The following is a 26,921-nucleotide window of genomic DNA, read 5'->3' as shown; positions in this document are numbered from 1 at the left end:
CACCGTCGGGGCAGCCGCTGTGGCCTTGACCCTTTCTGCGTGCGGGACCGGCGGGAACGCCCCCGCCGACAGCGCCGGCGAAGGGGACGCCATCGCCGGCGCTGAACGCGATCTGACCTACGCGGTCGTGGTCCACTCCGTCCCCGACGGTTCCTTCTGGAACGTGGTCAAGAAGGGCGCCGAGGACGCGGGCACCCAGTACGGCGTGAACGTGCAGGTCACCGGCGACCCCGAGGGGTCACGCCAGGCGCAGCTGATCGATTCGGCGGTGGCCAACGACCCTGACGGGATCATCGTCTCGATGGCGAACCCCGATGCACTCCAGTCCTCCATCGAGGCCGCCACAGCCGCAGGGATCCCCGTCATCACCATCAACTCCGGCGAGGATAGATCAGCCGAGTTCGGTGCCCTCGCCCACTTCGGGCAGTCGGAGGGCGCCGCCGGGGAACGCGTCGGCGAACGGCTCGCGGAAGAGGGCGCAGGCAAGGTTGTGTGCCTGATCCACGAGGCCGGCAACGTCGGCCTTGAGCAGCGCTGCGAAGGCGTCGGAACGGGCTTCGGTGGGGACGTGGTCAATGTGCAAGTGGACCTCAACAACCCCCAGGGGATCCAGTCCACCGTCGAGTCGACGATCATGGGCGATGAGCAGATCGACACCGTGGTGGGCCTGAACCCCAGTGTCACCACCGCCGCCCTGGCAGGCATCCAGGCCAGCGGGCGCGACATCACCGTGGCCAGCTTCGACATCGACAGCGACGTGCTGCAGGGCATCAAGGACGGTGACATCGCCTTCACCGTCGATCAACAGCAGTACCTGCAGGGATACCTGCCCATCGCGATGATGGTGCTGTACCACGACAACGGCAACACCCTCGGCGGCGGCCAGCCCGTGCTGACCGGCCCGGCCTTCGTCGATGCCGAGAACGTCGAGATGGTCTCCGAGTACGTCGAAAGGGGCACCCGGTGAGCACGGCCGCCTCCCCCGACCTCACCGCGGGTCCCGGACCGGCGGGCTCGCCGCAGACCCCGCCGTCCCCGGCTGAGGACAAGGATGATCGTCTCGTCGCCGTCGGCCGCCTGCGCGCGCTGCTGATGACCCCGGAAGTCGGGGCCGGTGGAGCCGCACTGCTGGTCTTCATCGGGTTCTCGCTGATATCCCCGGTGTTCGCCTCACAAGCCGGCGTGGCCAACTTCCTGGATCCCGCCGCTGTCATGGGCATCATGGCGATCGCCGTGGCGCTGCTGATGATCGGTGGTGAGTTCGACCTCTCCACCGGAGTTCTTACGGGGTCCACCGCCCTGGTGACAGCGCTGTGCGTCACCCAGCTGAACATGAACGTCTGGTTCGGGATCCTGCTCTCCCTCGCCTTCGCCCTCATCGTCGGGGCGATCAACGGCGTAATGGTGCACCTAACGAAGCTGCCCAGCTTCATCGTCACCCTCGGCATGATGTTCGTGCTGTGGGGCCTGAACTACGCGGTCACCCAGCGACTGACCGGTCAGGTCACCGTCTCCGGGATCCGCTCGTACACCGGGTACGACTCCGCCCGCGCGCTGTTCGGCAGTTCCGTCGGCCCCTTCCAGGTCTCGCTGGTGTGGTGGCTGCTGCTGACCGCGCTGGGGGCATTCGTGCTGTTGCGAACCACGTGGGGCAACTGGATCTTCGCCCTCGGAGGGAACTCCGAAGCCGCCCGCGCTGTGGGCGTCCCGGTGATGAAGGTCCGGGTGGGCCTGTTCATGGCCACCGCCGCAGCCGCGTGGCTGGTGGGCACCCTCACGGTCATCCGCTACGGCAACGCCACGGTCACCTCGGGGATCGGCCTCGAGTTCTACTTCATCATCGCGGCCGTGATCGGCGGCTGCCTGCTCACCGGCGGTGCCGGCTCGGTGATCGGCGCCTCCATCGGGGCCCTCATCTTCGGGATGGTCCAGCAGGGGATGCCGCTGGTGGGCCTGCCCAGTGAGTTCTTCCGAACGATCCTGGGCCTGGTGCTGCTCGGGGCCGTGCTGGTCAACCTGTACATCAAGAAGCACGCACTGAAGGTGACGACATGAGCGACAACCCCGCCCTGACACCCCCACCGGATCCCGCCAGCGTTCCCGTCCTCGAAGCGCGCGAGGTCACCAAGACCTTCGGCCGCGTCACGGCCCTGCGCGAGGTCAGCTGCTCGGTGCGCAAAGGTGAGGTGACCTGCGTGCTCGGTGACAACGGCGCCGGCAAGTCGACGTTCATCAAGACCCTGTCGGGATATCACGCCCCGGATTCGGGTCAGATGCTGGTCGATGGGGAGCCGGTGCGGTTCTCGAGCCCGCGTGATGCGCTGGACCGCGGCATCGCCACCGTGTACCAGGACCTCGCGATCGCTCCCCTGATGCCGGTGTGGCGGAACTTCTTCCTCGGATCCGAGCCCTCACGCTTTGGGGTGATCCGCACGAAGGAGGCAAAAAGCATCGTGATCGAGGAGATGGCGAAGATGGGGATCTCCGTGCGCGACGCCGATCAGCCGATCGGCACGATGTCCGGCGGTGAGCGCCAATGCGTCGCGATCGCACGGGCCGTGTATTTCGGGGCCCGGGTGCTGATCCTGGACGAGCCTACCGCGGCTCTCGGGGTCCGCCAGTCCGGGGTGGTGCTGAAGTACGTGATGCGAGCTCGGGAACGTGGGCTCGGGGTCATCCTCATCACCCACAACCCGAACCACGCCTACCTGGTAGGGGACCATTTCGTACTGCTGAAGCGGGGCCGCACCGTCGCTGACATGACCCGTGACCAGACCACGCTGCAGGACCTCGCCCAGGAGATGGCCGGCGGTGCTGAACTCCAGGCCCTGGAGCACGAACTGGGCCGCGCCGCCCAGACCGCGTGACCCGCTCGGTCGACAGGAGTTGTCATGACCTCCCCCCTCCGCATCGCCGTCATCGGCGCCGGCATGGCAGGCCAGGCTCACGCCTTCGGCTACCGCAATGCCATGATGGCGGTGAGCACACCGATCGACGTCGAGCTCGTCGCGATCGTCGACCCCGCCCGGGACCTCGCCGTCGAGACCGCGGCGGTACGGCTTCACCGGAGCCGTAGACTCGATCGATGCCATCCTCGAGTCCGATGTCGATGTGCTGAGCGTCGCCCTGCCCAACTTGGTTCACACCGAGGTCCTTCCTCGCGGTCTCGCCTCAGACAAACACGTCTTCGCGGAGAAGCCGATCGGCCGCTCCCTCAAGGAGGCGCGCGGCCTGCAGCACCTTGCGCAATTAGGCCCCGGCATCACGGGCGCGGGATTCTCGTTCCGTCGTCTGCCCGGCTTGGCCGGTATGCGGCAGCTCGTGGCCGACGGGGCGCTCGGCGAGATCCACACCGCCAGGGCCTGGTACCTGGCCGACTACGCGGCCGACCCGAATGCCGCACGGTCTGGCGCTACTCGCAGGGGAAAGCGGGCCCTGGGGCGCTCTTGGACATCGGTGCACACGCGATCGATGCACTGCGGTTCGTCGCCGGTGACATCACCGAGGTCTCCAGCGCGGTCCTGCACACCCAGTTTTCCGAGCGACCAGTCCCAGCATACGGGGCGATCGGGCATGCCGCCTCCACCTCGGATGTGCGCGGCCCGGTGACGAACGGCGACATCGCCCTGCTCTCGCTCAGGATGACCAGCGGTGCCGTGGCCCGGGCGGATCTCTCCCGTATCGCGACAGGCACTCCGAACTCGCTCGGATTGGAGCTCTACGACACCGAGGGCCACGCGCGGTTCGATTCCATGGCGAGCGGGGAGTTCCACCTCTACACCTTTGGCGCCGCCCCGACCGCGGCCAACGGTGCCAGGCGCGTCATCGTCGGCCCAGAGCACCCATATTTCCGCGATGTCGCCGCCATGCCCTGGGGTGGGGTGGGGACCGGATATGCCGAGGCGTTCACCGCCGAAATCTAGCAGTTCCTTCGCTGCGTCGCAGAAGGTCACCCGATGGACACAGGGTTCGCCGAGGCGACCCGCATGATGGAGGTCGTCGATGCGGCCCTGAGCAGCGCGAGGTTAGAGGCCCCCGTGCCCGTCGGGTGAGGGCAACCGCGAGCCCCCCGGGTGAGGTGCCGCGACATGGCATGCCTGGGGCTGCGGATACCGGAGGTGATGTCCGAGTCCAGTCCGTCCCGTCCTGGCGTCCTACCGCAGGTCGCGCCCCCGCACACTGCCCGCCCGTCAATCCCGCGCGGGATCATCGTGCTGGTGATCGCGGCGTTCGTGATCGCGATCGGCTTCGGGATCATCGCCCCCGTGCTGCCGGCCTATGCTCGCAGCTTCGACGTGGGCGTCACCGCGGCCAGCACCGTGGTCTCCGCGTTCGCGTTCATGCGCCTGGTGTTCGCCCCGGCCGGTGGGCAGCTGATCACCCGCTTCGGCGAGCGCCGCATGTACGTGGCCGGTCTGCTGATCGTGGCGCTGTCCACCGGAGCCGCCGCCTTCGCGCAGAGCTACCTGCAACTGTTGGTGATGCGCGGCCTGGGCGGCATCGGCTCGACCCTGTTCACGGTCTCCGCGATGGCGCTGCTGGTGCGGCTCACGCCGCCCCTGGCCCGGGGCCGGGCGTCCTCCCTGTACGGCTCGGCGTTCCTGTTCGGCGGGATCGCCGGTCCTGCCCTGGGGTCCCTGCTGGCGGGCTGGGGGTACCGGGCGCCGTTCCTGGTGTACGCGGTCGCGCTGCTGATCGCGGCCACGGTGGTAGCGGTGTTCCTGGCCGGTGCGGATCTGCGCCCGGCCCGCACCGGCCCGGAGGACCCGCCGCTGGGGGTACGGGAGGCCTGGCGCGACTCCGCGTTCCGTGCCGTGATCGTGGGCGCCTTCGCCAACGGGTGGGCGAACTTCGGGGCACGCATGTCGCTGGTACCGCTGTTCGTCGGCTCCATCGCGCACCTGACCGATGCGGTCACCGGCATCGTGATGACCGTGTTCGCGGCCGCCAACGCCGCCTCGCTGCTGGTGGCGGGCCGACTGGTGGACTCCTGGGGGCGCAGGCCCCTGCTGCTGGGCGGCCTGGCGGTGTGCGCACTGGGCACCGGGGTGATGGGTCTGGTGCCCACCACGCCGTGGCTGTGCGCGATGTCCGTGGTGGCGGGCGTGGGCGCCGGCATGCTCGCCCCCGCCCAGCAGGTGGTGGTGGCCGACGTGGTCGGCTCGAACCGCTCGGGCGGCTCCACCCTGACCAGCTTCCAGATGGCGCAGGACCTGGGGGCGATCCTGGGGCCGGTGGTGACCGGCTTCGTAGCGGGGTGGCTGGGCTTCGGCTGGGCGTTCGGCCCGACCGGGGCGGTGCTCGCCCTCGGTGCGATCGCGTGGCTGGGCGGGCGGGAGACCCGTGGGGATGCGGACGGGGAGGCGCAGCGGGAGCTCGCGCAGGAGCCCCCGGTCGATGCCGCTACGGGGACTGCGCGGGGCTGAGCAGCCGGGAGCAGCACACAGCTGAGCACCGGGACGGCCAAGCTTTCCGACCGGAACTGTGAATCAGGCGGTCTGCCTGCGGTTACGATGCGCAGATGAGACCGTTCCTGCTGTTGGCCACCCGACCTGAGGACGAGGCCGCCGACGCCGAGTACGAGGCGTTCCGTCGTTTCGCCGACCTGCGCGAGGACGAACTGGTCCGCGTGCGCCTGGAAGCGAGGCCGCTGCCGCAGCTGGACCTGGAGGAGTTCTCCGGGGTGATCGTGGGCGGCAGCCCCTTCAACACCTCTGATCCCGAGGACGAGAAGTCCGAGCTCCAGCACCGCGTGGAGGGTGATCTGCAGGGTCTGCTGGACCGGGTGATCGAGCACGACGTCCCCTTCCTGGGTGCCTGCTACGGGGTGGGGACCCTGGGCGTGCACCAGGGCGCGGTGGTGGACCGCACCCACGCCGAACCGGTGGGCTCGGTGACGGTGCTTCTGACCGAGGAGGGACGGCGCGACCGACTGGTGCAGGCCGCGAACCTGCCCGACTGGTTCACCGCGTTCGTGGGCCACAAGGAGGGGGTGCGGGCCCTGCCCGAGCACGCCGTGTGCCTGGCCAGCTCGAAGACGGCCCCGGTGCAGATGTTCCGCATCGGCACCCGCCAGTACGCCACCCAGTTCCACCCGGAGCTGGACGTGCCGGGCCTGGTGCAGCGGATCCGCATCTACCGGGAGGCCGGCTACTTCGCCCCGGAGGAGACGGAGACCCTGATCGAGGAGGTCCAGAAGGTGGAGGCGGGTGCCCCCGCGGGGGTGCTGCTGGGCTTCGTGGAGCTGTTCGCCAGGTGAACGGGAGGAAAGAGATGGCAGGCAGGTTCGAGGGCCGACGGGTCCTGGTGGTGGGTGGTGCCCACGGCATCGGTGCCGCCTGCGCGGCCCGCTTCGCGCGCGAGGGTGCCCACGTGGCGATCGCGGATCTGGAGGACGACGCGGCACGGGCCACAGCAGAGTCGCTGCCCGCGGTGCAGGCCGGTGCGCACCTGGCGGTGCGCATGGACATGATGGAGGCCCAGTCGGTGGAGTCCGCGGTCGCAGAGGTCGCTGAGGCACTGGGCGGACTGGACGTGGTGGCCAACGTGGCCGGCGGTGACGACACCGAGGGACCTGCCTTCGAGGACCTCGACGACGCCACCTGGCTGCGGATGCTGGACTGGAACCTGATGGGCGCGGTGCGGGTGACCCGTGCGGTGCTGCCCCACCTGCGCCGCAGCGAGCACGCCGCGGTGGTCAGCGTGTCCTCCGTGAACGCGCTGATGGCCTTCGGCGGGGAGCCGTACTCCGCGGCGAAGGCCGGGCTGATCTCGCTGACCCAGAACCTCGCCGCGGATCTGGCCCCCGAGCAGATCAGGGTCAACGCCGTGGCCCCCGGGACCGTGCGCACCCGCGTGTGGGGCGAGTCCGGCCGGGACGCGAACTCCATGCGCCCCATGTACCCGCTGGGCCGAGTGGGCGAACCGGAGGACATCGCCTCCGCTGTCGCCTTCCTGGCCTCGGACGACGCCGCCTGGATCACCGGGCACACCCTGCCGGTGGACGGCGGCGTGCTGCTGCGGGGACCGGGCACGCCGGCCGGCTGAGCGGGCCTGGCGTCATCAAATCTCTGCAGGTCACGGGCCAGTGCATAACCGGACCGGCGGGCGGATGGGCGACTGCGCACAGGCGGCCCCGTGTGCGAAAAGGGGACTCCACCCGGGACCGCTGGTCCTGCACGCAGCCTCCCCGCAAGGAACTGCTCAGACAGCACGGCTGGCGGCGGCGTTGCCCTCCTCGTTCTCCAAGGACACGACCAGCACCAGCGAAGTCCCATCAGACACTTCGCCCGTCACCGGCAAAATGATGTCGCGGGTGCCGGAGCCGATCTCCGCCGCTTCGGCGGTGCCCACGATCGCCTCACCGTCCCACAGGTACGCCCGCAGGGTGCCGCCCTGCCCGGCCCTAACCGTGGCACGCACCGTGGCGCCGTCCTGGACCGCCTCCGTGATCCGCAGTGTTCCCGCAGGCAAGGCCGGATACCCTCCGAGGCCCACGCCGTCCTGGGAGGACTGGATGATCGACTGCGGGGACTCCACTGAGCGCGCCCCGGTATCGGGGATGACGGGATCCTCCGGGGCGGACGGCGAGCTGTCCAGCTCCGGCAGCTCCAGCACACCCCACCGGTAGGGATCTGCCTGCACACCCGGGAAGGTGGACCAACCGATGCGGGACTGGCCGGTCTTGTCCTGGGTGTCGGAGTCGTAGGCCACGACGTTGAAGCCCATGCGGGCCGGGTCGATCCCGTTGGGAAGTTCCGCGAAGGGGATGGTGACCTCGATGTCGTACCCGTCGTACGGCTCGCGCACATGGGAGGCGACCTGCACGCTGGGGGCGGTGGTCCCGATCGGTCCCTGGTGGCCGTCGTGGTCGCGGCCCGCGGCCGGGCCGGCGAAGGAGCCGTCGGCATCGAGCGTTTGCGGCAGCACGCCCAGGATGAACGTCGTGGCGGTGTGGTCGGAGTCGCCGCGCGGATCGATCATGATCTCGATTGAGTCAGTGCGGAAGCGCTGTTTGTTGTCCTCCACCGGCAGCACGGCACCGAGCACGTCATCGACCACGTGCACGAACACATGGATCGCCTCGTCGTCGTAGGTCACCCACGTGCATCCGCCGGCATCGGCCGGTTCGACGGGCTGTCCCTCCCACAGGGTGCCGATGTCGATCGGATCGTCAGGGTACTCCCCGGTGCCGCGCTGGGCGTCGACCTCGACCCCGTCGCTGGGCGAGGCGACCAGGCGGGGCACCAGGTGCAGACCCTGCTCACGGGTAGCCGTGATGCCGGAGCTGGTGGCCCGCACGTCCACGGGGTACACGCCGCCGTTGGGCGCCCGATTGGCGGTGGGCAGGGACGGATCGGTGTTCTCGATCGTCACCGTCACCACCTTCTGGTCGCCCGCCGGGATCGCTTCGACCTGCAGAGTGCGCGGGGTGACCATGATGCCCGGGGGCGAGTCGATCTCCACCTCCGCGGAACTGGCGGTGGTCGAGAAGTTCCGCACCACCAGCTCGAACTCCTCGGACAGGCCGGAGCCCAGGGAGCGGCGCGTGGGAACCAGCGCATCGAGTCGCTGCATGCCCAGCTGCTCGGTCCATTCGAGGAACTGTGCGATCTCGTCCCTGTCGGCGAGGCCGGCCTCGACCGGCCCGGCCACCCGCAGCGGGAGCACGTTGTGACCGCTGCCCTTGTTCGAGTGCAGTACGGCGCGCAGCAGCACGGCCTCACCGGTGGCGGCGTCCGCCGGTGGCGTGAGGGTGAAGGTGGCCGTCGTCGAGCGCTTGGCGGCGATGGTGCCGATGGCGCCGTCGCCGTCGACAGACCAGCCCTCGGGCACCTCGAGCTCCACGCGGGCCTTGGGAATCGCGGAGTTCACCGCGCGGGCGGTGACCTCCACCGTGAAGTCCTCCCCAGGCAGCACGGCGAAGCGGTCGCTGCTGACCTCCAGCCGCGTCCCCAGCGGCAGCCCGCCACGAATCGGGAGGGTCGCTCCGCGCAGAGCGGCCTCGTCCCCACTGGTGGCGTCCACCAGGGGGGTGCGGGAGTCGATGAGGGTGAACCAGGCGGTGCGGATCTGCGCCGGATCCGTCGACGACGGTGGCCGGGAGTGCCAGCCCTGGGTGGCGTAGGTGTGGATCGACTCGTCCAGCAGCTCGCTCCAGCGCTTGCCGTGAAGCCGGCTCTCTGTGCCGTTCCAGGCTCCGAACACCACGTCGCTGGGCACATCGGGCTTGTACCCCTGTTCCACGGCATCGGGGCCATTGGCACCCTTGCCGTTGGAGCCCGAGCGCAGGATCCTCGCGGGGGCGAAGGGGCGCAGGCCCTCCTCGAAGTGCTCGGGGAACACGTCGTCGCGTCCCGCCAACAGGTACGCCTCCACCGCATACATCGCGGCCTGCTGGTGGTTGCCGTGGTTGCCCTCCACGGCGGAGGGGTTCATGGTGACGATGACCTCGGGCCGGGTGGCGCGGATGACCCGGATGATGCGGCTGAGAACGGCGCGGTCGCCCCAGACCTGCCGCGACAGCGGTGCGGACAGCGTGTAGTAGAAGTCCACGGCGTCGAGGTTGAACACGTGTTCGATGCCGGCGATGCCCACGGCGGTGCGCTCCTCCGCCTCGCGGATCATGCCCAGCGCGGGGCCCTCCTCGAGGCCCACGGCGTTGCCACCGCCCTCACCACGGGTGATCGTGATGACGCCGGCCTGCTGATCGTGATACTCGTTCCACTGGCCGAAGGCCGCCAGCGCCCACGCCTCGTCGTCCGGGTGGGCGCCGATGTACAGCAGGTCCAGATCGACGGTGCCGTCGGCGAGTGCCTTCTCGGCGGGACTGAGGGTGAGGTTGCCGAGGGTGGCGACGCCGCTGGCCAGTGTGAGCGCCGCACCACCGCGCAGCAGGCTGCGGCGACTGGGTCGGAACGAACGGGAGGCGCGGGCCGACGCGGAGGCGCCAGGCGGCGCACCGGTCGATGTCGCATACGCGTGGACGGCCCTGACGGCGGTGGTGGGGTGGGCAGTGCTGGTGGGCTGAGAGTTCATCGGTCCTCCTCGACCTGGTTCTCCTGCGTACGAGCGTACTTCCACTGCGGTGCGATGATCTGGCTGCGCGGTGGCGTGCTGCTGTGTCGACCTCCTAGGGCAGGTGCGAGTGAAGTCGGGCCACTGCATCGGATCGCTGAAGCAGCAGTTCGGCTCCTCTCGCGGGCGTCATGGCCTGGGGTTCACGGACGTGCGTGGTCGCGGCGTCCTGCGCCAGGGCTGGCATGGTCGTGGCCCGCATCCGCAGTCCGCTCAGTGCTGCCCGGCGTCGGAGCCGAGGGCGAAGGTTCCCTGGGCGCGGCGGCGGCCCAGCACCTGGTGGGTGGGCACCACGTCGTCCAGGAAGCGGTAGCCGTCGCGGGTGAAGGCTGCGCGCAGGTCCCCGGAATCTGCTGCGGAGCTGAGGGATCGCCACCAGTCGGTGATGTCGCCCCAGCCGGGGGCGGCCAGGGACCCGCCGAACTGCTGCACGGCCAGGGCCGAGCACAGGGAGGCGAACTTCAGCCTCTCTACCAGGGGCCATTCCGCGAGGGTGCCCAGCACCAGGGCGGCGGCGAACACGTCGCCCGCGCCGGTGGTGTCCATGGCGGTCACGGGCACGGCCGGGCAGTAGGCCTCCTCGCCGGTGGAGCCGTCGATGGCGTAGGAGCCGGCCTCGCCGTCGGTGACCACAGCCAGCGGCACGAGTTCGGCGAGCGCCCGCACGGCCCGGTCGGGACTGTCGGTGCGGGTGTAGGCCATGGCCTCGACGGCGTTGGGGGTGAAGGCGTGGCAGTGCACCAGCGGTGCGAGGTCACCCTTGTCCCAGCGGCCGGTCTCGTCAAAGCCGATGTCGGCGAACACCTTGGAGCCGCCCTGGGCCAGGGCCGCCCACCAGCTGGTCTCCCCGGCCAGGTCCACCACGGCGGCGCGGGCCTTGGGGGCCTTGGCGATCAGCGATGAGAGAGGTTCGGGCAGGTCGTGGCCGTGGGTGACCATGGCGCGGTCGCCGTGGGCGGCGATGGAGACGGTCAGCGGGGAGTGGAAGTCGGGGAAGCGGCGGGAGGCGCTGAGGTCGATGCCCTCCTCCTTAGCCATGGTCTGCCACATCCAGTCGGCGTAGGCGTCGTCACCGAAGCCCGCCACCAGGCCGGTGCGCAGGCCCAGGCGGGCGGCGGCGGTGGCGAGGTTGGCGATGCCGCCAGGGCTGGAGCCCATGCCCTTGCTCCACAGCTCCTCGCCCGGTGCGGGCAGGCGCTCCAGGCCGGTGAACACGATGTCGAAGAAGACGGTGCCCGAGAGCAGCACGTCCAGCGGCGGGTCCTCGTGTGTGCGCTTTTCGGCCAGGGGGTCCCAGTCCCCGCAGGGGGCCGACGGGGTGGGGTCGGTGCGCTGGGGACGATCGCCCGCGGGCGCGGGCTCGGCGCCGCAGGCGGGGGCGACGTGATCGGGCCGGTCGCCGAAGGGAGCAGTCGGGTCTTCGCCGCTCCCGAGTGCGGGGTCGGCTGCGGGGTCGAGGGGGTCGGTCATGACTTGGTGGCTCCTTCGAGCATGCCGCGGATGAAGTGACGCTGGAGGAACAGGAACAGGATCACCATGGGCAGCGCCACGATGACGGCGCCGGCGGAGAGCAGGGCGATCTCGGAGGTGTACTGGCCCTGGAAGTTCGCCAGACCGAGCGGGGCGGTGCGGCGCTGACCGCTGGGGGTCATCACCAGGGCGATCAGGAACTCGTTCCACGTCCACATGAACACCAGCACCGTGAGGGTGGTCAGTGCCGGGATGGAGGCCGGCACCAGCACCCGGGTGAGGGCCTTGACGGGACCGGCGCCGTCGAGTGCGGCAGCCTCCATCAGGCTCTCGGGCATGGAGCGGAACTGGGCGCGCAGCCAAAAGGTGCCGAAGGCGACGGACTGGGCGATCTGCGGAAGGGCGATGGCCAGGTAGGTGCCCGTCAGGCCCAGGCTGCGCAGGTCGAAGAACAGGGGGATCACGGTGGCCTCGGCGGGGATCATCAGCCCCAGCAGGAACAGGTAGAAAAGCACGGTGGAGCCGCGGAATCGCATGGTGCCGAAGGCGTAGCCGGACAGCACCGACAGCGCCAGGGCGCAGCTCACCACGATCGCGGCCACGATCAGCGAGTTCCACAGGGAGTCGCCGAAGCCACCCACCTCCCAGGCCTCCACGAAGTTCTCGGGGTGGAAGCCGGGCTCGGCCCCGATCCTCGGGGACACGGCGGTGGTGAGAATGGTGATGATCGGGGTGAGTGCGAACAGGGCGAACAGCACCAGGACCACGTAGTTCATGGTCGTCTCGGCCTTGGAGACCCTCATGACTCACGCTCCCCGATGCGGGTGACCACCAGGTTGATGGAGAACACCAGGAGGGTCAGCACGATGGCAACGGCGCTAGCCGAGCCCACCTCGCGCAGCTGGAAGGCACGGTCGTACACCTCGTAGCTGGGCACGGTGGTGGCGTTGCCGGGGCCGCCGGAGGTGGTCATGTACACCAGGTCGAAAGTCTTCAGCGCGGCGATGATGGTCAGCACCAGGCTCACCACGATCTCCCCGCGCACCGAGGGCAGGGTGATCGCGAAGAACTCCTGGATCGGCCCGGCGCCGTCCAGGCGGGCGGCCTCGTACTGCTCGTCGGGGATGCGGCTCATGCCGGCGAGCAGCAGCAGCATCACGAGGCCCATCTGCAGCCAGGTGCCGATGAAGCCGACCGCCGGCAGGGCCGCATCGGGATCACCCAGCCAGCCGCGAGCCAACTGGTCCAGGCCCACGGCCCGCAGCCCCTGGTTCAGCGGGCCGCTGGGGGCGTAGATGTGCCGCCAGGCCACGGCCACGACCACCAGGGCGATCACTTGGGGCAGGAAGATCACGGTCCGGAAGAAGCCCATGCCGCGCACCTGCCCGCGCCGCAGGATGGCCGCCAGCACCAGTCCGACGATCAGCGGCAGCACCGCGTAAAACAGGATCAGCACCAGGGCGTTGACGATGGCGGCCCGGAAGTCCGGGTCAGCGGCCAGGGCGATGTAGTTGTCCAGGCCCACGAAGGTGGAGGCCCCGAAGCCGGACCACTCGTACAGCGAGAACTGGGCGGCCCGCAGCAGCGGGTACAGCGAGAACGCCCCGTACACCAGGAACGCCGGCAGGATGAAAAAGTAGGGCGTCCACCGGCCGCGCACCACGGCCGACGGGGGCCCGGTGGTACCGCCGACGCGGCCAAGCCCGGAGCGATCCCCGCCGCCCGAGCGTCCGGCGCCGCCCGAGCCGCCCGGGCCGTCGCCGTGGCCGCCGGGCCCGTCGGCGCCCGTTCCTTCCCGGGATGCCCGGGCACTGGCGATGGCGGTCATCTCAGCCCTCGGAGGTGAAGTCGCCGTAGTCGGTCTGCAGCTGCTCGGCGGCGGCGGCCGGTTCAACCTGCCCGCCGATCACCTGCTGCAGGGTGGATCCAGCCGTATCGGCGAAGGACGGGGTGGCGTAGTCCAGGTACGGCAGCAGCACACCCTCGGTGGAGACCGCGTCGAAGGCCTCATAGATGTCCTTGTTGACGCCGCTGTCCGGGGCGAGCTCGGCGGTGCGGTTCACGGGCATGCCGCCGTTCTCGGCGATCAGCTCCATCGCGGTGTCGCTGGTGATGTAGTCGATGAACGCGGCGGCGGCATCGGGGTTGGCGGCATTGGCGGGGATGGAGAAGGGCAGGCCGGTGCCGCCGGTGGTGGCGACCTTACCGTCGGCCCCGGGCGGCGGGGCCATGAACCGCAGGTCCTCCCCCATCACACCCTCCATGTCCGGTCCCAGCCAGGAGCCGCCGATCAGCAGCACGCCGTCGCCCTCGGTGAACTCGGGCCAGGCGGTGTCGTACGCCAGGCCGTTCGGGGAGTCGCCCAGGGCGCCGCCGGTGCCCCATTCAGCGAGCTTGGTGAGGGCCTCGAGGTTGGCGTCGCTGGTCCACTCGGCGCCGGCGTTGCCCATGCCCAGGGTGACGATCTCCTCGCTGGGCACGAACTGGGCCTGCAAGGGGCCGAACACGTGCAGTGCTGGCCACTGCTCGAGGTTGCCCAGCTTGATGGGCAGCTCGCCGGCGTCCAGGGCCGTCTGCACCAGCGAGAACAGCTCGTCCCAGGTGGTAGGGGGCTCGGCGCCCAGCTCCTCGAGCTTGGCGGCGTTGTAGTAGATACCGCACACCTCACCCGTCTGCGGCAGGCCCCACAGGGAACCCTCGCCGAAGGTGACGCCGTCCGGGGAGTACATCATCTTGCGCAGCACGGACTCGCTGAAGCGGTCGGTCCAGCCGTAGGCCTCGGCGTAGCCGGTGAGGTCGGTGAGCTGGCCGGCCTCCACGAAGGTGCCCATGTCGCCGCGCGCGTTGTTGACCTGCAGCACGTCGGGCACGTCGTTGCCCGAGAGGGCCAGGCCCGTCTGCTGCTGGAGGTCGTCGAAGGACTGCGAGAGGCGGTCAATGGTGATGTTGGGGTGCTCGTCCTGGAAGCTCTGGATGAGCGCCTCGATGGCGTCGTTCTGGGCGCCGCGCACCTCTTGGTCCCACATGCGCAGGGTGACCTCGCCCATTGCGTCGACGTCGGTCTCGATCTCGTCGGCAGCGGGGCCGGAGCCGCCGCCGTCGGTGCCTCCGCTGCCCCCTCCCGTATCGGATCCGGGGGCGCAGGCGGCAACGAGGCCAATCGAGCCCAGGGCAGCAGTGGAGCCGAGGAAGGTGCGGCGGCGCATGGGGTCCTCCTGGAGGTCATGAACAGCGACAGTGCTGTGACGTGGGCGACCATCGTCGCACAATCTGCACAACTCTGCACCCTTTCGATCGTCCTTGCGCGAACCTGCTCGGAGCTGCGTGATCGGTGCTACGGTTCGAGCATGCTGGTCGAGGAGCGTCACGCGGGCATCGTCGCCGCCGTGCGCCGCCGGGGCACCGTCTCGGTGGGCGAGCTCAGCAGCATGCTCTCCGTCTCCGAGGCCACGATCCGCCGCGACCTCGAGCAGCTGGCCGCAGGCGGCCTGCTGCGGCGCGTGCGCGGCGGCGCCTGCACGGTGCGCGGCAGCGTGCGGCCGGAGCCCGACGCCCGCCCCTTCGAGCACGTGGCCGCCAGCGCACCGGAGTCCAAGCGCCTCATCGCCGAGCGTGCCGCGGCGCTGATCGCGGACGGTGACGTGATCGCCCTGGACATCGGCACCACCGTGGCGGCCATGTGCCCGCTGCTGACGAGCCGCTCACTGACCGTGGTCACCGCCTCCCTCGCGGTGGTGCGGGCCCTGGCCGACGCTCCTGGGATCGACATCCTGGTGCTCGGTGGGCTGCTGCGCCCCAACTACCAGTCCCTGGTGGGCACGCTCACCGAATCGGCCCTGAGGCAGGTGCGGGTCGATTCCGCCTTCCTGGGCACCTCTGGGGTGCGGGCCGACGGCACCGTGCTGGACTCCACCCCCAGCGAGGTCTCCGTCAAGCGCGGGCTGCTGGACGTGAGCGCCCGCGCCTACCTGCTGGCCGACCACGACAAGTTCCCCGGCTCGGGATTCCTCGAGGTGGCCCCCCTGTCCCGCTTCACCGGCCTGGTCACCGACCGCCCGCTCACCGCCGATCAACTGTCCCTGCCTGACGACGAGGATCTGGAGGTCCTGCTGCCATGAAGCTCACCATCCTGGGCGGGGGCGGGTTCCGCGTGCCCCTGGTGTACGAAGCGGTCGCCACCGGCGCCACCGGGCTCACCGTGGACGAGGTGGCCCTGCACGACATCGACGAGTCCCGCCTGCGCACCATCACCGCCGTGATCGAGTCCATGGGCGCCGAGCTGCAGGCCGCCGGGCGGGTGCGAGGCGGCGCCGACGGCCGCCCCGCCGCCCTGCCGCGCCTGGTGGTCACCACGGACCTGCGCGAGGCCGTGGCCGGCGCCGACTTCGTGTTCAGCGCCGTACGGGTGGGTGGCGCGGAGGCCCGAACGGTCGATGAGCGGGTGGCGCTGAACCTGGGGCTGCTGGGCCAGGAGACCATCGGCCCCGGCGGCCTCGCGTACGCGCTGCGCACCATCCCGGTGGCCCTGGAGATCGCCCGCACCGTGGCCGAGGCCGCACCGGGGGCGTGGGTCATCAACTTCACCAACCCCGCCGGGATCGTCACCGAGGCGATGCGCACCGTGCTGGGCGACCGCGTGGTGGGCATCTGCGACACCCCGATCGGACTGGTGCGCCGCGTGGGCCGCCTGCTGGGCGTGGACGTGGTGGCCGACGACCCGGCCACCGGCGCCCCCGTGGCCGAGGTGGACTACGTGGGCCTGAACCACCTGGGCTGGCTGCGATCCGTGCGGATCGACGGCGAGGACCGCGTGCCGGGCCTGCTGGCTGACGACGACGCCCTCGAGGAGATCGAAGAGGCCCGACTGATCGGCAAGGACTGGGTGCGGGCCGACGGCGCCCTGCCCAACGAGTACCTGTACTACTACCTGCACACCACCTCCGCCATCGAGCGGATCACCGCCACCGCGACCACCCGCGGGGAGTTCTTGGCCAAGCAGCAGGGGGACTTCTACGCGGCCGGCGAGGAGGCATGCTGCTCCTCTCCCCTGGAGCTGTGGCGCGGCACGCTGCACGAACGGGAGGCCACCTACATGGCCGAGTCCCGCGACGAGGAGCGCCGCGAGGAGGACGTCGCCGGCGGCGGCTACCAGGAGGTGGCGCTGCGCCTGATGACCGCGATCGCCACCGGGCGCCCCGAACGGATGATCCTGAACGTGGGCAACATCGGCGCCGGCCGCGAGGACGCCCCCGCCTCCGAACGCATCGTGCCCGAACTGCCCGCCGAGACGGTGCTCGAGGTGCTGTGCGTGGTGGACGGCGACGGGGTGCACCCGCTGCCCGTGGCACCGCTGGAGCTGGGCCGGCTGGGCATGATGGCCGCACTGCGCTCCTCCGAGCGGCTGATCATGGAGGCCGCCGTGACCGGGTCCCGCGATGCCGCCTGGCGCGGCTTCGCCACACACCCGCTGGTGAGCTCCCCGGAGTTGGGGCGCCTGCTGCTGGAGGGGTACGAGGCGGGGCACCCGCAGATCGCGGAGCTGCTCGCGCGGGGGTGAGGCGGCTGGTGCGCCTGAACCGGGATGGATCGGGCAGGGATGGGTCGCGAAACGCCGGTTCGGGCGTCGCGAACGTCCGACCGGGGTGTCGCGAACGTCCGGCAAGAGGTACCGCGAACGTCCGACGGGGATGTCGCGAACGTCCGGCAAGACCTGTCGCGAAACGCCGGTCGCGGCTAGTCTGGATCCATGACATCGCTGATCACGCGGAACCTTCTCCCTCAGGCGGAGGATCTCCTCGCACACTTCCCTGCTGTCGTGATCCAGGGTGCCCGGCAGGTCGGGAAGAGCACGTTGGCGTCGATGGTCGCCGGGTCCCGCCCGCATGTGGCGGTGAGCTTCGACGACGACGACGTGCGGGAATCGGCCCGGTTGGATCCGCGCGCCTTCGTACGGCAGGCCGGCGAGGGGCTCCTGGTGATCGATGAGGTCCAGCGCGAACCATCGGTACTGCTGGGCATCAAGTCGGCGATCGATGCGGACCGCCGTCCCGGACGGTTCCTGATCACCGGATCCTCCGACCTGCTGCGCCTGTCGCGGTCGCCTGACTCGCTGGCCGGTCGCGCTGTCACTCTTGATCTGTTCGGCCTCAGCCAGGGGGAGCTCGCCGGCCGGAAGGAGGACTTCGCCCACTGGGTCCGCACCACGAACGGGGCCCTCACCGGGGCTGGGCACGGATGGTCGAGGGAGCAGTACGTCCAGGCGATCCTTCGCGGCGGTTACCCCGAGATCCAGCGCCTCCCGGTCAGGCTCCACGGCACCTGGTTCGACAGCTATCTGGACCGGGTGATCACCCGCGACGTCGCGGATGTCTCCCGGGGCCTGTCGAGCGATCGGCTGGATGCTGTGCTGCGCATGGTGGCTGCGAACCAGGGCGGGGAGCTGGTGCAGGCGCGACTGTCCGACGAGTTGTCGATCCCACGGTCATCGGTCGCGGGATACCTGAACGCCCTGTCGACGATGTACCTCACGCACGACCTGCCGCCCTGGCGGGCGAACCTCACCAAGAGGGAAGTAGGCAGGCACAAGGTGGCGGTGGCCGACTCCGGTCTGGCCACGCGACTGTCGAAGCTGCGAGCCGCGCAGCTCTCGACGCTCACGGCGGCACCGCTGCTGGGTGCGCAGCTCGAGGCCTTCGTGGTCGCCCAGCTGATGGCTCAGAGGGGCTGGTCGGCCGAGGAGTTCGAGCTGTTCCACTTCCGTGATCGCGATGGCCTGGAGGTGGACGTGGTGATCGAGTTCGCCGATGGCCGCGTGTTCCTGATCGAGGTGAAGGCCTCCTCGACGTTCCGAGCCGAGCACTCCCGCGGGATCCGGGCATTGGCGCAGAGGCTGGGCGATCGCTTCCTCGGCGGTGCCGTCCTCGGCCTCACCGAGGAGACACGCCAGCTCACGGAGCAGGTGTGGGGCCTGCCGATCTCCGCGCTGTGGGAGCACCCATAGGCATCGAACCTCCCGGGGGCCCACGTACGCCGACTGACGGTACATGACCTCACGCCATGCTCCACTGCCAGGAGAACGGGGGTCAACCCCCAGGACTGTTTCGGATTGTGGTCGTAGCCTGGACATGGCCGAGCACGCCACCCGCTATCCGTCGGGCCTCGGCCAGGAAGGGGAACGTCCGCCCATGCAGCGCAGGCCACCGGTCTCGTCGCGGCTCAGCCACCAGCTCAGGCAGGGCCGTCGGATCCCCCCTGCCCACGCACCCGGCCCCCTGGAGGGAAAGGTGTTCCCGCCGACCGGTCGTGGGATGGCGATGCCTCGCCGTCGCGGCAAGTGGCTCACCCGGGACGTCCCGATCTTTTTCGGCGGCATCGTGTCCCTTGGCACGTTCCTGCTGTTCGGCTTCGGCAGCCTGGTCGGTGGCACCGGCCTGATCGGGCCCGCTCTGGGCGCGGTCGCCGTCGGAGCCGCCGTGGCCGGGGGCAGTGCCTACCTGCTGCGCAACCGTCGACCAGCTCAGCAGCCCTTGCGCGCGGTGAGTGCGGCGGTGCCCGAGGGCACGCGCGCCCTGCTCGAGGGTGCTGTCAGCACCGCCATGAAGCAGCGTCGTCGGATCGCGGAGCTGAACCGCCGCTCCACGCCCCACGCGGCTCGGCCCGTGCTGGCTCGCGCCGATGCGCTGCTGGTGCGGATCGACGCACTGATGCGCACCGAGGTGGTGCAGTCCCGCCGCCCCTACGACGAGGACGTGATGCTGCTGGAGGGCATGAGCACCCGGTACGTGCCGGAGCTGCTGGGCGCAGTGGAGGACAACGTGGGCTTCCTGTCCTCGTTCACCCCGGGCTCCCAGCAGCAGGCGCTGCAGAACCTGCAGGCGATCGACGAGCAGCTGGCCGCTCTCAACGACGGCGTGGACCGCATCGAGAACGAGGTCCTCGGCGGTGCTGCCCGCTCTCTGGATGTGCAGCGGGAGTTCCTGCGCACGCGGCTGGGAGAGCAGCGCCCGTTCTGACCCCCACGCAGCAGCGGCGCCGACGCTCTGGCGCCGACGCCGCTGCGTGCACCGGACCAGTCGGATGGACCGGTCAGTGCGGGATCGTGATCAGAACCCGGGGTTCGCGGGGTCGGCGCCGATGCGGCCATCGGGGTTGTCCAGGCCGTTGATCTTCTCGATCTCCTCGCTGGAGAGGTCGAGCTCGACCGAGGCGAAGTTGGAGACGATCCGCTCGGGGGTCACGGACTTGGGGATCACCACGTTGCCGATGGCCAGGTGCCAGGCGATGATCACCTGGCCGGGGTCGGCGTCGTGGGCCTTCGCGATCTCGGTGATCACGGGGTTCTTCAGGATGTCGCCACCCTGGCCCAGCGGGCTCCACGCCTCGGTGACGATGTCGTGCTTGGCGTGGTAGGCGCGCAGCTCGCCCTGTTGGAACTCCGGGTGCAGTTCGATCTGGTGCATCACCGGCACCACACCGGTCTCGGAGATGATCTCCTCCAGCTGCTCGATCGGGAAGTTGGAGACGCCGATCGACTTGGCCTTCCCCTCCTTCTGCAGCTCGATGAGGGCCTTCCAGGACTCCAGGTACTTGCCGCGCTGAGGGCTGGCCCAGTGGATCAGGTACAGGTCCACATAGTCCATGTCGAGCTTCTGGAGAGAGTCCTCCAGTGCCTTCTTCGCGGAGTCGAAACCCTGGTCGCCGTTGGCGAGCTTGGTGGTGATGAACAGGTCCTCGCGGGCGATGCCGGACTCCTTCACGGCGCGGCCCACACCGCCCTCGTTCTCGTAGCCGGCGGCGGTGTCGATGTGTCGGTAGCCGGCCTCGATGGCCTGCACGACGACGTCGGCGGCGACGTCGTCCTCGACCTGCCACACGCCGTAGCCGAGCTGAGGGACGGAGTTGCCGTCGTGGAAGGACAGGGTGGGAACAGTGCTGGTCATGCGATGCCTCCTGAGTGGTGGTCCGGTGGTTCCAGCCTAGAACTTGTTGAGCGCTAGTTCGCAGGAGGCGTCCAGGTGGTCGGGCGCTCATACAGGTGACGAACGTAGGTGGCAGCCCCTTATTCGGGCCGGGTTGCGGATCTCAGTCCGTGGCGAAGTCGGGAAGAGGGTCCGCCTTCGCAAGCATCTTGTCGTACATCGAGGTCGGCAGTGGGACCTCGAAGTACGCCTTCGGTCGCTTCACAGCAAGACGCTCCCGTAGCTCGTCGCCGGTCAGATCCAGGATCCGGACGGAACCAGGTTCCGGCGAACGCACGTTCGTGACGATGTACAGGTGCGGATTCGGGACTGACTCGAGTACCTCGATCTGGGCAGGCTCCAGCCATAGATCCTCGCCTCGCCCGGAGCCGCCGTACGCCTTGATCTCGATGTGCCGCTCCTGCCCGGTCGCCTCGTCACGGCTCACGACATCGACACGGGCAATACGGTCGATGCGCGTGTCCGACGCGGTGCGGCCCGCGGCCTCCTCGTAAGCGATGACGTACGCGATCGCGCGGTCCTCGACCTCGCGATTGGACATGGGGAGAAGCTTCGTCGCGTTCATGGAGGAGATCTTCCCACGCAGGGGAGTTGAGGCATTCGTGTGTCGGTCCTTCATGGGACGATCCTTCCCAACTGCCCTACGGCAAGGAGCTCACACAGTCGTGCCGGGGGACGCCCGTCTCAGCGAAGGGATCGCCGACATGGCTCGATCAGACCTATCCCCAGTGTCATGGGACGAATTGCTCGGGGTGTACGGGACATGGTTCGACCTCGCCTCCCGCACTGCCGGCGGGGAAAGGGCGCTGGTCGAAAAGGTGGGGCGCTGGATCCGGGAACGCGACGTGTTCTGGTCTGCACCACCCTTGTGGCACGGCTGGATGGATGCGTTCAGCCAGGAGCTGCTCATCGAGTCGGCTCGCGGGTGGTCCAGCTCGCTCCGCGAGTCCGACCACAGGCCCGTGCCACCGGTCGAGCCGCTCGTGCGTCGCGCTGTCACTGAGGTGTGCTGGGACCTCATGAGCAGCATGTCGAGCAGGTCCTCAGAGGAAGAGAGGATGCTCCTCTTGTCGGTCGTGGACGAGATCGTCGAGCGGCGCGAGTACTTCGCGCGTGAGCTCTACGGGGAGGAAGAGGGAACCGCTGAACAACTATTGGAGCTCGCATTCGAAGCCGAACAAGCACGGGACTGGGAGGACGCCACGGATTTCTACCGGTGGTCGTTCGATGAGATCGAAGTCCGGCGACGTCAACTCCAGGCCTTGGACACGGACGATCCGGATGATGATCTCTCCCTCGACCGCTCACTCATCCCGGATGAACGGCTGCGGGCTCAGAAGTTCGTCTCTACAGTCCGTCTGGCGCAGATCGAAGTCAGAATGGGGCGGCTCTCTGAGGCCCTGTCGCTCTACTCGTCCGTCGCTCGCGAGGACGACCCCATCTCCTTCTGGGTCATCGACGACGCGGAGGTCGAAGCTGCGGATTCGGGTCCTGAGGATCAGGCTTGTGAGCTGTGGGGGCCTCGCGCCGTTCTGAGCTACGAGAAGTCAGCGAGACCTGCTCACCGGGCGGCCACTGTGGGCCAAGCATCCGTGCTGCTCTCCATGGGGATGGTGGAACCCGCGGTGGGCATCCTCATCGAGGCGATCGACAAGGGATCCGGTGCGCGTGCTCGGAATCAGACCACCGAGGCACGGGACTGGTGGACTCTGGTCAAGGACGCGATCAACAACGCCACGTTTCCCGATGAGGAGTCAGCGGCACTGTTCTCGAAGTTCCGGCAGGCCGCCCTGCCGGAGATCCACGGTTTCACCGGTGACCTCGAATTCGCCGCTGGCAACAAGTGGGCTGCTGATGTGGCATTCGCACAGGCGGCCGAGCTCGGGGACGATCTCGCCTCGAAGAGACTCCAGCAGCAAGGTTCATCGATCGAGTCCGTCAGGGCAGAAGCAGTCGCTCGTGCCACGGGGCGATCCAACGACTGACTCCGGTGAATCCCTGTGGGAGTTCGCACCACGGTCCACCGACTTTCGGCCGACGAGACGTACTCTAAGGAATACCGGGCCGAGATTCTCAGAACTGACCTGGCCAGTGAGCGACGAGGAGGTCGACGATGACCGTGAAGATCCCTGAGAAGTTCGAGGCTTTCCGCCAGATGGTCCTTGATCCGGCGAACGAAGCCATGTTCGTCAGCTACCTGAAGGAGTACTCCGCTGGTGGACGGTACACCGGGGCCTACTTCGGCGAACTCACGACGAGGACAGGTTCGGATCCGAACCGGGTCGACATCGCGGATCTGATGTCACTCAGTCTTCTGCAGGTCCGATTGAACCTCGATGCCATCGAGTACTTCCTGGACGAATCCACCCTGGTCGAACTGCAGAAACATCTGAGTGCTGAACCCGATCGCGATCTCGCGGACCTCACCGCGGACGAGGCTGTCGAGCTGGAAAGCGGACCTCTCAACGACGCTTGGTCGCTGATCAGCCGTCCCAAGAGGGTGGGGGAAACTCGCACCGCCAAGCTTCTGGCTCGCAAACGCCCCCGCCTGATCCCTATCTGGGACTCCAGGATTCAGAAAATGTTGGGATTGAAGTCGACCAGTGACTACTGGACGATCTTCCACGCCGCACTGACCGAGAACGACAGCGCACTGGACAAGCGATTGGGCGAGCTCGCTACTGAAGCTGAAGTTGCAGAGCGCTACTCCCGGTTGCGCGTGCTCGACATCCTGGCGTGGATGCACGGGTCGCAACCCAGCGGAACGGCCAACGCCTAGCGGTCTGCTGGGGCGGCGCCGCTCAGCCGTCCTCGTTCCTTCGTCGCCGTCGCTGCTCCAGCAGTCTGTACGCGACGGTGGCAGGCGGAGGCGTCACCACCTCCCCACGCCGCCTCACCTCTTTCGCCGCAGTCTCGAGATGCCTCGGGTTGCGTAGCGAGTCCCTCCAGGGCGTGCTGCTGATCGCGCGGTGAGTCGGATCCAGTCCGAGCGGCGACCGGAAGTCGTCCACGGCGTCCCCGACGGCGTTGACCGATGCGACGACCGCACGGGACGTGCGGAGATGGAGGACCGTGTTCGAATCGGCCACGACCCCGACCTCATGGAGCCGAGCGAGCATCCCATCGATCGCCGTGAGGAGTTCGTCCCGATGCTCCTTCCGGTCCTCCGCCAGAGACCTGCGAAGTGCGCTCAGGTCCTCCAAGGACTCCTGCGCTGCACGCTCCAGTCTGAGAATGTCGAGAGCATCCTGCAGCTCGAAGCAGCGAGCGGCGATGGCCAGCAGCTCCGTGACCTCGGACTCAGCCTGAGCTGCAGTCCTCGCGAGCTTCTTCAGCTTGACGTCCTCCTGCTGGGCCGCGATCGAATCCAGTCTCAGTACGACGCTGCTCAGGGCATGGCTCAGGGTCCCGTAGTGACCCTGCACGGTCGACCAGGTGTCGTCATCCACCCTGCCGACGTCCTCGAGGACGCCCACTGCGGATCTGATGTCGAACCCGGCCCCGATGACCCTTGCGAGTCGGTCGTCCCGGTGCGCTCGGAGCAGCTCGTCCACCTTCGCATCGATGCGGGCGAGATAGTCCTTGATCGCCTTCATCTCCTGGTGCTTGGCGACCTGTGCCAACACCCCGGCGATGCCGGCGAGATACGCAGGGTTGGTCAGGTTCGTCAGTGTGCCTTGCTCGATCTGGACCCACTGCTCGATGTCTCCGGGCCGGCCGATCATGGCGTGACGGACCCCCGGGATCTTGCTCTCCATGAAACCCATGGCTTCGACGGCCCGCGCGGACTCCGGCGTCAGCTTCACCCATCGCCCGCCCTCGGCGATCGCCTCTGCACCGGCCTGCACCGCCCCGGCGGCGAGACCCAGGGCAGTGCCGAGCTGGAGGTGCTCGATCTGTTCCGAATCCTCCAGGAGCCCCCACGCCCGCAGGAGGTCCTCGACGTCCCCAGTGTCGCCAAGGAAGACGAGTCCGTCCCCGTCATTGACTACCTCAACGGTCCGATCAGCATCCATGACTCACTCCTCTTCGTCGGTCAAGCCCTCGATCGCCGGCGTGATGTACTCGCTCGGCTCGTCGTTCCAGGTAACGGCCAGGTAGTCCCTGGCACGTGTAGCGCCGACGTACAGCAGCGACCTCTCACGCTGCTGGAACTGGTGGAGAGCGTCCTCGTCGTAGTCCATGCCCCGTCGGTTCGACGGGATGGTCTCCGCGCCCATGCCGAACAGAATCACGCGCGTGAACTCCATGCCCTTCGAGGTGTGCAGCGTCATCACCAGGGGCAGCCCCTCGGTGGGGGCGTTCCTGTCGATCGAGCGCACACGAACCCCGCGCTCGCCGAGGGCGGCGACGAGGCTGGCGGATCGACTCTTCATGTGGGTGAGGATTCCCAGGCTGGAGGGGTCCAGTCCCTCCTCGTCCAGCTCCGTCACCCACTGTCGCACCAGCTCTGCGATTTGGTCGTACTCCTCTGTGAGGTTCTTGGCCCGGATCAGCACGGGGGCCGGCCCACTGCGGGCCGAACGGTACGAGCCCTCCCCCGCGTCGAACTCGCCGCCTTCCGCCTCGGAGATCGAGTAGTCACCGTCCCGCAGCACGGCGAGTGCGAAGCGCAGGTTCTCGGCGGTGGTGCGGTAGTTCAGTAGGAGCCTGCGTGAGCGGCCGACCACGTTGATCCCGTACCGCTTGAGGACCACGCGGTTGCCGTAGATGCGCTGGTGGGCGTCGTCCGCGATGAAGAGGTCGTCCTTGCCCTCGGCGACCAGCGCCCGGAACATCTGCCAGTGGGTGGGCCGGGCGTCCTGCGACTCGTCGATGAGGACGTGGTCCACGAGGTGCTCCCCCGTGCTCTCCGCCTCCTTCTCCAGGATCCGGCCGGCGATGGCGGAGAGCTCGTCCCAGTCGATCTGCTCCTCTCGCATCCCCTCGTCGCGGTAGCGGCTGATCACCGCCCAGACGGCGGCCCTCTGGTGCCGGCCGAGCTTGGTACCCCGCCCGGCGCGGCCGGCGCGCATGTATTCGCGTTCGGTACGGATCCGCTGCGGGAGCACGATCTCCGCGTACTCCGTCTCGAAGAAGTGCCGTGACCGGAGGTGCTCGGGCAGCTCGGCACCTGCGTCCCGGATCGCAGCGTCCCAGGCGACGGCAGGCCTGCCGTTGTGGGGCATCGTGTTGACGCCCCAGCCGATCACGTCCGTCATCGCGGCGTGCTTGTGGCGACTCCTGTTGACCACGTACCAGGAGATCTGGTCGATCCCGCCCACGTAGATGCCCGCGTCGCCGGGGTGCTTGGCCACGGTGTGATCGGGGGCCAGTGACCGCAGCTGCCTGGCCACGGACTCGGCGAGCCCTCGGGTGTAGGTGGTCAGGACGATCCGGGCCCGGGGCTCGGAGCGGGCCAGCCGCACGGCACGGTGCACGAGGACCACCGTCTTCCCGGTACCGGCTCCACCGCTGAGGCGGAACGGCCCCCCGGTGGTCATCTCCACGTAACGGCGCTGATCGGGGTGGAGGAACACGTGCCACGCCTCCAGGTCACCGCGCTCGAGGACGTCCGCGAATTCTGCGTCGTCCTCCAGGAGCACGAACCGGCCGCGCGCCGCATCGGAGCGGATCGCCTCGACCACGTCATCACTACCGGTGGGGACGTCCGTCGCGGTCCCACCGCTCACCCCGGTGCTGTACTCCTGGCGCACCTCCTCGAGGGACTTTCCGGTGGCGAGGTCCAGAAGAGCTGACCCCTGCCAGGAAGGGGCCTCGGCAGCGAGGGCGAGAAGCTGGTCCTCGTCCGCCTCGACGGCCCGGGCGGCGATGTCCGGGTCGAGCCCCAGGTGCTGGACCAGGTCGTCCTCGGTGACGGTGAGGACCGGGCCGGTAGGAACCGTGGACGGGCGGGTGTCCTCCTCGGGGACCGGATCACGGGGCGTCCCTGACCGCTCCGACTCCCTCCTCGCAGCCTCCGCCCGTTCACGCTCGGCCTGCAGCCGCGCGGCGAGGGCCGCCTCTTCGGCCTTGCGCTCGGACTCGCTGATGAGCCGCTGCGTTCTTGCTGCGGGCGCGTCGCGGACCTCGAGCTGACCGGTGATGTCGTTGACGCGGAGGAACTTGCTGCCGGCCACGTCGTAGGCGTCGTCGTGGTTGTAGACGCCCTCGACGTAGAACAGGTCCTTGGGAGATTTGCGGAGGTGGAACAGGACCATGCGGTACTGCTGGTTCACCCGCGCGGTGCGGACCCGGTCGTCGTAGGCCTGCTCGATCGGTTCCACGTGCAGTCCGGGGCTGCGCCAGTCGTCGCTGAGCTTTTTCACCGACGACCTCACCCGCCCCAGGAGCCGGCTGTCCATCCCCATGAGCACGTTCTGGTCCAGCACGACATCGGATCTCATCGCCGGCCCT

At 68.9% G+C, this 26,921-nt stretch carries 22 protein-coding genes and 1 pseudogene; 14 read left to right on the top strand and 9 right to left on the bottom strand.

Annotated features, from left to right (window positions below):
- The first annotated feature begins 25 nt into the window (after window positions 1-25).
- The 8 genes and pseudogenes from M3B01_RS00180 (at window position 26) to M3B01_RS00145 (ending at window position 7,047) form a co-directional block, all read left to right on the top strand.
- On the top strand, window positions 26-967 hold the full coding sequence (locus M3B01_RS00180) for a sugar ABC transporter substrate-binding protein (RefSeq protein ID WP_259788809.1): 942 nt from the start codon (window positions 26-28) through the stop codon (window positions 965-967).
- Window positions 964-2,055 carry an ABC transporter permease gene (locus M3B01_RS00175; RefSeq protein ID WP_259788808.1) on the top strand — a complete coding sequence of 364 codons (1,092 nt, stop codon included), beginning with the start codon at window positions 964-966 and terminating at the stop codon, window positions 2,053-2,055. Before M3B01_RS00180 ends, M3B01_RS00175 begins: the two co-directional genes overlap by 4 nt.
- Window positions 2,052-2,867 (top strand): ATP-binding cassette domain-containing protein, encoded by an 816-nt coding sequence (locus M3B01_RS00170; protein WP_259788807.1) that lies wholly within the window; start codon window positions 2,052-2,054, stop codon window positions 2,865-2,867. The genes M3B01_RS00175 and M3B01_RS00170 overlap by 4 nt, the downstream gene beginning before the upstream one ends.
- A gap of 244 nt (window positions 2,868-3,111) precedes the next feature.
- Window positions 3,112-3,189: pseudogene (locus M3B01_RS00165) on the top strand (hypothetical protein); the annotation flags it as partial.
- Between the two features lie 59 nt (window positions 3,190-3,248).
- Window positions 3,249-3,923, top strand: coding sequence for a Gfo/Idh/MocA family oxidoreductase (locus tag M3B01_RS00160; protein WP_259788864.1), 675 nt, complete (start codon window positions 3,249-3,251; stop codon window positions 3,921-3,923).
- Window positions 3,924-4,121: 198 nt separating this feature from the next.
- Window positions 4,122-5,426, top strand: coding sequence for an MFS transporter (locus M3B01_RS00155; RefSeq protein WP_259788863.1), 1,305 nt, complete (start codon window positions 4,122-4,124; stop codon window positions 5,424-5,426).
- A 95-nt stretch (window positions 5,427-5,521) separates the two neighbouring features.
- A complete protein-coding gene (locus M3B01_RS00150; protein WP_259788806.1) occupies window positions 5,522-6,259 on the top strand; it encodes a glutamine amidotransferase in 738 nt (245 codons plus the stop codon).
- A gap of 14 nt (window positions 6,260-6,273) precedes the next feature.
- Window positions 6,274-7,047 carry an SDR family NAD(P)-dependent oxidoreductase gene (locus tag M3B01_RS00145; RefSeq protein ID WP_259788805.1) on the top strand — a complete coding sequence of 258 codons (774 nt, stop codon included), beginning with the start codon at window positions 6,274-6,276 and terminating at the stop codon, window positions 7,045-7,047.
- Between the two features lie 156 nt (window positions 7,048-7,203).
- Here M3B01_RS00145 and M3B01_RS00140 read toward each other — a convergent pair whose 3' ends face one another.
- The 5 genes from M3B01_RS00140 to M3B01_RS00120 form a co-directional block, all read right to left on the bottom strand.
- Window positions 7,204-10,038, bottom strand: coding sequence for a PIG-L family deacetylase (locus tag M3B01_RS00140; protein ID WP_259788804.1), 2,835 nt, complete (start codon window positions 10,036-10,038; stop codon window positions 7,204-7,206).
- Window positions 10,039-10,290: 252 nt separating this feature from the next.
- A complete protein-coding gene (locus tag M3B01_RS00135) occupies window positions 10,291-11,547 on the bottom strand; it encodes a carbohydrate kinase family protein (protein ID WP_259788803.1) in 1,257 nt (418 codons plus the stop codon).
- Window positions 11,544-12,350 (bottom strand): carbohydrate ABC transporter permease, encoded by an 807-nt coding sequence (locus M3B01_RS00130; RefSeq protein WP_259788802.1) that lies wholly within the window; start codon window positions 12,348-12,350, stop codon window positions 11,544-11,546. Before M3B01_RS00130 ends, M3B01_RS00135 begins: the two co-directional genes overlap by 4 nt.
- Window positions 12,347-13,210 (bottom strand): carbohydrate ABC transporter permease, encoded by an 864-nt coding sequence (locus M3B01_RS00125; RefSeq protein ID WP_396123317.1) that lies wholly within the window; start codon window positions 13,208-13,210, stop codon window positions 12,347-12,349. Before M3B01_RS00125 ends, M3B01_RS00130 begins: the two co-directional genes overlap by 4 nt.
- Before the next feature lie 166 nt (window positions 13,211-13,376).
- The gene (locus M3B01_RS00120) at window positions 13,377-14,753 is read right to left on the bottom strand and encodes an extracellular solute-binding protein (protein WP_259788800.1); all 1,377 of its coding nucleotides are present in this window, start codon (window positions 14,751-14,753) and stop codon (window positions 13,377-13,379) included.
- Between the two features lie 141 nt (window positions 14,754-14,894).
- Between M3B01_RS00120 and M3B01_RS00115 the strand changes: the two genes are divergently transcribed.
- The 4 genes from M3B01_RS00115 (at window position 14,895) to M3B01_RS00100 (ending at window position 19,559) form a co-directional block, all read left to right on the top strand.
- On the top strand, window positions 14,895-15,665 hold the full coding sequence (locus M3B01_RS00115; RefSeq protein ID WP_259788799.1) for a DeoR/GlpR family DNA-binding transcription regulator: 771 nt from the start codon (window positions 14,895-14,897) through the stop codon (window positions 15,663-15,665).
- The gene (locus M3B01_RS00110) at window positions 15,662-17,104 is read left to right on the top strand and encodes a 6-phospho-beta-glucosidase (RefSeq protein ID WP_259788798.1); all 1,443 of its coding nucleotides are present in this window, start codon (window positions 15,662-15,664) and stop codon (window positions 17,102-17,104) included. The genes M3B01_RS00115 and M3B01_RS00110 overlap by 4 nt, the downstream gene beginning before the upstream one ends.
- A 189-nt stretch (window positions 17,105-17,293) precedes the next feature.
- Window positions 17,294-18,547 (top strand): ATP-binding protein, encoded by a 1,254-nt coding sequence (locus tag M3B01_RS00105; protein ID WP_259788796.1) that lies wholly within the window; start codon window positions 17,294-17,296, stop codon window positions 18,545-18,547.
- Between the two features lie 307 nt (window positions 18,548-18,854).
- Window positions 18,855-19,559, top strand: coding sequence for a hypothetical protein (locus M3B01_RS00100; protein ID WP_259788795.1), 705 nt, complete (start codon window positions 18,855-18,857; stop codon window positions 19,557-19,559).
- Window positions 19,560-19,649: 90 nt separating this feature from the next.
- On the opposite strand, the gene M3B01_RS00095 is transcribed toward M3B01_RS00100, so the two are convergent.
- Together M3B01_RS00095 and M3B01_RS00090 are read right to left on the bottom strand one after the other, a co-directional pair.
- Window positions 19,650-20,486, bottom strand: a complete 837-nt coding sequence (locus tag M3B01_RS00095) for an aldo/keto reductase (RefSeq protein WP_259788794.1) — start codon at window positions 20,484-20,486, stop codon at window positions 19,650-19,652.
- Window positions 20,487-20,628: 142 nt separating this feature from the next.
- Entirely contained in the window at window positions 20,629-21,090 is a 462-nt protein-coding gene (locus tag M3B01_RS00090; protein ID WP_259788793.1) for a DUF3883 domain-containing protein, read from the bottom strand.
- A 100-nt stretch (window positions 21,091-21,190) separates the two neighbouring features.
- On the opposite strand from M3B01_RS00090, the gene M3B01_RS00085 reads away from it, so the two are divergent.
- A complete protein-coding gene (locus M3B01_RS00085) occupies window positions 21,191-22,510 on the top strand; it encodes a hypothetical protein (protein ID WP_259788792.1) in 1,320 nt (439 codons plus the stop codon).
- A gap of 128 nt (window positions 22,511-22,638) precedes the next feature.
- Window positions 22,639-23,304 (top strand): DUF6308 family protein, encoded by a 666-nt coding sequence (locus M3B01_RS00080; protein ID WP_259788790.1) that lies wholly within the window; start codon window positions 22,639-22,641, stop codon window positions 23,302-23,304.
- Between the two features lie 22 nt (window positions 23,305-23,326).
- Here M3B01_RS00080 and M3B01_RS00075 read toward each other — a convergent pair whose 3' ends face one another.
- Window positions 23,327-24,541 (bottom strand): hypothetical protein, encoded by a 1,215-nt coding sequence (locus M3B01_RS00075; RefSeq protein ID WP_259788789.1) that lies wholly within the window; start codon window positions 24,539-24,541, stop codon window positions 23,327-23,329.
- A gap of 3 nt (window positions 24,542-24,544) precedes the next feature.
- Window positions 24,545-26,911: a UvrD-helicase domain-containing protein gene (locus tag M3B01_RS00070; protein ID WP_259788788.1), complete on the bottom strand. Its 2,367-nt coding sequence runs from the start codon at window positions 26,909-26,911 to the stop codon at window positions 24,545-24,547.
- Between the last annotated feature and the right edge of the window lie 10 nt (window positions 26,912-26,921).

This window comes from Brachybacterium sp. p3-SID957 (genome assembly GCF_025144775.1).
Taxonomy (GTDB): domain Bacteria; phylum Actinomycetota; class Actinomycetes; order Actinomycetales; family Dermabacteraceae; genus Brachybacterium; species Brachybacterium epidermidis.
This window is presented reverse-complemented; position numbering and strand designations above follow the sequence as displayed.

Excerpts from the sequence above, each read along its gene's own strand:
- M3B01_RS00170 (WP_259788807.1), top strand. The coding sequence starts at position 2,052 with ATGAGCGACAACCCCGCCCTGACACCCCCACCGGATCCCGCCAGCGTT.
- M3B01_RS00155 (WP_259788863.1), top strand. The coding sequence starts at position 4,122 with ATGTCCGAGTCCAGTCCGTCCCGTCCTGGCGTCCTACCGCAGGTCGCG.
- M3B01_RS00150 (WP_259788806.1), top strand. The coding sequence starts at position 5,522 with ATGAGACCGTTCCTGCTGTTGGCCACCCGACCTGAGGACGAGGCCGCC.
- M3B01_RS00145 (WP_259788805.1), top strand. The coding sequence starts at position 6,274 with ATGGCAGGCAGGTTCGAGGGCCGACGGGTCCTGGTGGTGGGTGGTGCC.
- M3B01_RS00140 (WP_259788804.1), bottom strand. The coding sequence starts at position 10,038 with ATGAACTCTCAGCCCACCAGCACTGCCCACCCCACCACCGCCGTCAGG.
- M3B01_RS00135 (WP_259788803.1), bottom strand. The coding sequence starts at position 11,547 with ATGACCGACCCCCTCGACCCCGCAGCCGACCCCGCACTCGGGAGCGGC.
- M3B01_RS00130 (WP_259788802.1), bottom strand. The coding sequence starts at position 12,350 with ATGAGGGTCTCCAAGGCCGAGACGACCATGAACTACGTGGTCCTGGTG.
- M3B01_RS00120 (WP_259788800.1), bottom strand. The coding sequence starts at position 14,753 with ATGCGCCGCCGCACCTTCCTCGGCTCCACTGCTGCCCTGGGCTCGATT.
- M3B01_RS00115 (WP_259788799.1), top strand. The coding sequence starts at position 14,895 with ATGCTGGTCGAGGAGCGTCACGCGGGCATCGTCGCCGCCGTGCGCCGC.
- M3B01_RS00110 (WP_259788798.1), top strand. The coding sequence starts at position 15,662 with ATGAAGCTCACCATCCTGGGCGGGGGCGGGTTCCGCGTGCCCCTGGTG.
- M3B01_RS00105 (WP_259788796.1), top strand. The coding sequence starts at position 17,294 with ATGACATCGCTGATCACGCGGAACCTTCTCCCTCAGGCGGAGGATCTC.
- M3B01_RS00100 (WP_259788795.1), top strand. The coding sequence starts at position 18,855 with ATGGCGATGCCTCGCCGTCGCGGCAAGTGGCTCACCCGGGACGTCCCG.
- M3B01_RS00095 (WP_259788794.1), bottom strand. The coding sequence starts at position 20,486 with ATGACCAGCACTGTTCCCACCCTGTCCTTCCACGACGGCAACTCCGTC.
- M3B01_RS00090 (WP_259788793.1), bottom strand. The coding sequence starts at position 21,090 with ATGAACGCGACGAAGCTTCTCCCCATGTCCAATCGCGAGGTCGAGGAC.
- M3B01_RS00080 (WP_259788790.1), top strand. The coding sequence starts at position 22,639 with ATGACCGTGAAGATCCCTGAGAAGTTCGAGGCTTTCCGCCAGATGGTC.
- M3B01_RS00075 (WP_259788789.1), bottom strand. The coding sequence starts at position 24,541 with ATGGATGCTGATCGGACCGTTGAGGTAGTCAATGACGGGGACGGACTC.
- M3B01_RS00070 (WP_259788788.1), bottom strand. The coding sequence starts at position 26,911 with ATGAGATCCGATGTCGTGCTGGACCAGAACGTGCTCATGGGGATGGAC.